A 4,226-nucleotide genomic window follows, 5' to 3' on the forward strand; every position below is an offset into this window, starting at 1 on the left:
CGGCCGGCGCCCCGGTGGGCAGCGCCGCCCCGTCGCCGCCGCGCACCTCCGCCACCGCCTCGAGGGGTACGTCGGCGGGCTCGGCGCGCGGCCGTCCCGCTCGATCGGCTCAGCCGGCTGGTCGTGCCCTGCCGGCTGGTCGTGCCCTGCCGGCTGGTCGTGCCCTGCGGGCTGGGCGTCGAACAGGTCGTCGGTCGACGGGCCCGACTCCAGCACCCGGCGCAGGTCGGCCAGGAGACCGAGCCGCTCGGCGGAGTTGTGGTCGGACTCCGGGGCGTACACGGCGACAGTGTCGTTGCGGTGCTTCGCGTCGTACATCGCCACGTCGGCGTGGCGCATCAGAGTGGCGAAGTCCTCACCGTGCTCCGGGAAGACGGCGATACCGATCGACCCGCCCACGTCCAGCGGCAGCCCGTCCAGCGGCACCGGCTCGGCCAGCGCCTGAACCACCCGGTCCGCCAGCTCACGTGCCTGACCGACGTCGGTCAGACCGGTCATCACGATGGCGAACTCGTCCCCGCCGAGGCGGGCGACCATCTGCGGTCGCGGCTGCACGTCGGTGAGTCGGGCGCTGACCTCGACCAGCAGCCGGTCACCCACCGCGTGCCCGAGCGCGTCGTTGACGTTCTTGAAGCGGTCCAGGTCGATCAGCAGCAGCGCCAGGTGACCGTCGGGTTCACCGCGGGCGGTCCGCTCGGCGTGCAGGTGCACCTGCTCCGCCACCTCGGTCAGCAGGGCTGTGCGGTTGGGCAGCCCGGTGAGCGGGTCAGCCGCGGCGAGGTGCTGCTGCTCGACGGTCAGCCGGGACATCCGGTACACGGCGAAGAGCGGCACCAGCACCAGCGGGATCAACGCCGCGCTGACCCGCGCGGCCGCGACCAGCACCGGGGCGAGCAGCAGCAACGAGCCGGTGGAGAGCAACTCGAAGCCGAGGCCCTGCCGGAGGGTGGGCCGCCACGGATCGCCGAATCGCAGCCGCACCGCCCAGCTGACCAGCCCGTAGTTGACCACGAACCAGGCCGCCGTGGCGCCACCGACGGCGGCCACGTCGGTCCAGTGCAGCCGACCGCCGGAAAAGACCATGCCCGGCCCGAGATGGAGAACGCCGTACGCGGCGGCGAGGGCACAGGCGTACTGCCCGACGTTGAACGCGGTTCGCCACGCGGCGTGCCGCATCCGCCAACCGGAGACGATCACCCCGATGGCCTGCACCGCCACCGCCGGGCCGAGCCCCCAACCGAGCAGGATCGCGAAGGTGAAGCAGGTGGACGGGAAGACCGCGGAGGTCTGCCGCCGCCCCGGCGGGACGAACGGGCGGGCGTCGCACACCACGGCGAGGGCTGCCATCGTCCAGAACGCCACCGGCAGCCGGGACAGCTCGTCCGGCAGCGCCGCGAGTGGACCGGCGGCGGTCAGCGCGGCCACCGTCAGGATGCCGACGACGAAGGTGGCGAACGGCGCCACCCGTCCAGGCGGAAGCGAGTTGCGCGGGTCGGCGACCTCCACCACACCTCCCGACCGACGGTCGACGTGCCGGTGCGCACGCCGTGACCCAATGAAACGCCCTCAGCCCCGGGTTTCCCGGTATGACAGTCACGAATCGGTCGTAGTCGTAATTAAGTTGGTATACGCGCCCAGCGGTCGCGTCGGGTCGCCGCGAGGTCAGCCCTCGACGCGGGCGACCTCCCGGGCGGCGTCCGGACCCGCGTCCAGCAGCAGCCGGAACCCGTCCTCGTCGAGCACCGGCACCTTGAGACTGGCCGCCTTGTCGGCCTTGGACCCCGGGTTGTCCCCCACCACCACGAAGCTCGTCTTCTTGGAGACCGACCCGCTGACCTTGCCGCCTCGGCTCTGCACGGCCTCGGCGGCCTGATCACGGGAGAAACCGGCGAGCGTCCCGGTCACCACCACGGTCAACCCTTCGAGGGGGCGCGGCCCCTCGTCGACCGCCTCCTCAGCCATCCGTACGCCCGCGTCGGCCCACTTGCGGACGACCTCGCGGTGCCAGTCCACCGCGAACCACTCCCGGATGCTCGCCGCGATGGTCGGGCCGACCCCGTCGACAGAGGACAGTTCCTCCTCGCTGGCCGCCTCGATGGCGTCCATCGAGCGGAAGTGCCGGGCGAGCGCCTGGGCGGCGGTCGGACCGACGTGCCGGATGGAGAGCGCCACCAGCACCCGCCACAGGTCCCGTTCCCGGGCCACCGCGAGATTGTCCAGCAACTTCACCGCGTTGCTGCCCAGGCTGCCGTCCTTGTTGACGAAGAACGGAGACCGGGACAACTGCTCGGCGTCGAGCTGGAAGAGGTCACCCTCGTCGGTGATGATCTCCGCGTCGAGCAGGGCCGCCGCACCCTTGTAGCCGAGCACCTCGATGTCGAAGGCGCCGCGGCCGGCGAGGTGGAACACCCGCTCGCGCAGCTGCGCCGGGCAGCTGCGGGTGTTGGGGCAACGGATGTCGACGTCGCCCTCCTTCGACGGCGCGAGCGGGGTGCCGCAGGCCGGGCAGTTGGTCGGCATGACGAAGGGCCGGGCGTCGGCGGGCCGCAGGTCGACCACCGGGCCCAGCACCTCGGGGATCACGTCGCCGGCCTTGCGCAGCACCACCGTGTCGCCGATCAGCACGCCCTTGCGCTCCACCTCGCGGGCGTTGTGCAGGGTGGCGAGCGCGACGGTGGAGCCGGCCACCCGCACCGGGTCGAGCACGGCGAACGGAGTGACCCGACCGGTGCGTCCCACGTTGACGTCGATGTCGAGCAGCTTGGTGGTCACCTCCTCCGGCGGGTACTTGAAGGCGATGGCCCACCGCGGCGCGCGGCTCGTGGAGCCCAGCCGGCCCTGGATCGAGACCGGGTCGACCTTGACCACCACGCCGTCGATCTCGTGTTCGACGTCGTGCCGGTGCTCGGCGTAGTAGGCGATGTACTCGGCCACACCGGCCAGATCGGGCACCACCCGCCAGCGGTCGCTGGTCGGCAGCCCCCACGCCTTCAGCGCCGCGTACGACTCGGACTGCGCCGTGGGCTGGAACCCCCGGCGGGCGCCGATGCCGTGCACCACCAGGCGCAGCGGTCGGGAGGCGGTGATCCGTGGATCCTTCTGCCGCAGGCTGCCCGCGGCGGCGTTGCGCGGGTTGGCGAAGGGCGCCCGACCCTGCTCCACCAGCCCGGCGTTGAGGTCGGCGAACGCGGCGACCGGGAAGTAGATCTCGCCCCGGACCTCCAGCAGCTCGGGCACGTCGGAGTATTCGGCGGAGGGGGTGAGCTGGCCGGGCACGTCCCGGATGCTGCGCACGTTGGCGGTGACGTCCTCACCGGTGCGGCCGTCACCCCGGGTGGCCGCCCGGACCAGCCGGCCGGCCTCGTAGGTCAGGTTGATCGCCAGCCCGTCGACCTTCAGCTCGCACAGGTAGGGCACCGGGCCGCCGGCATCCCGCTCGACCCGTTCGGCCCAGGCTGCCAACTCCTCGTCGGCGAAGGCGTTGTCCAAGGAGAGCATCCGCTCGGCGTGGGTGACCGGGGTGAAGTCCGTGGAGAACGTGCCGCCCACCCGCTGGGTCGGCGAATCCGGCGTACGCAGCGCCGGAAACTCCTCCTCCAGCGCCTCCAGCTCGCGCAACTGCCGGTCGAACTCGGCGTCGGCGATGGTCGGCGCGTCCAGCACGTAGTAGCGGTACTGATGTTCGGTCAACTCACGGCTGAGGGTGGCGTGCCGCTCGCGCGCCTGCGGCGTCGGCTCCGCGCCGGCCGCCGCCTCCTGAGCCGGGCTGACCTGCTGACCGATCTGCTCCTCGGACACCCCGCCACCTTCGGACACGCCTGCGACCTCCCTGATCACGCTACTCCGGCACGGTATCGGGCCGGGGTGACAATCCGCCGCCCACCCGCGCCCGCAGCGACGTCGCCTCTGGCGCAGTTCGTGATCACTCGATGCTCGGCGGTCGTCGACGGGCCGGTCCAGCTACTCGGCAGCACGTGACGGAGCGCTGCCGGGCGCAGGGGGGCCGTGGCGTGCGAGGATCGCCGGACGAAGTGGCCCGCATGGTCGCAATGAGGCGCGTGGTCGCACTGAGGCGGAGGTGTCGATGCCCGAGGCGCTGCTCTGGGCGGTGGCGGTCCTGCTGGCGGTGGCCACCGGCTGGGCGTGGAACAGCTGGCGACACCGGGTGACCAGCCAACGTGCGGCACCGGCCGGGCCGGGGCGGCCACGGCGCGTACCGGCGGCCG

Annotated in this window: 2 protein-coding genes; both read right to left on the reverse strand. The window is 72.5% G+C overall.

Annotated elements, in window-relative coordinates:
- A partial coding sequence (locus tag JNW91_RS29990; RefSeq protein WP_309244524.1) for a GGDEF domain-containing protein occupies nucleotides 1–1,506 on the reverse strand: 1,506 nt, incomplete at its 3' end.
- Nucleotides 1,507–1,662: 156 nt separating this feature from the next.
- Nucleotides 1,663–3,798, reverse strand: coding sequence for an NAD-dependent DNA ligase LigA (gene ligA, locus JNW91_RS29995; RefSeq protein WP_203178870.1), 2,136 nt, complete (start codon nucleotides 3,796–3,798; stop codon nucleotides 1,663–1,665).
- Nucleotides 3,799–4,226: the final 428 nt, after the last annotated feature.

Source organism: Micromonospora parastrephiae, assembly GCF_016802865.1.
GTDB lineage: Bacteria > Actinomycetota > Actinomycetes > Mycobacteriales > Micromonosporaceae > Micromonospora > Micromonospora parastrephiae.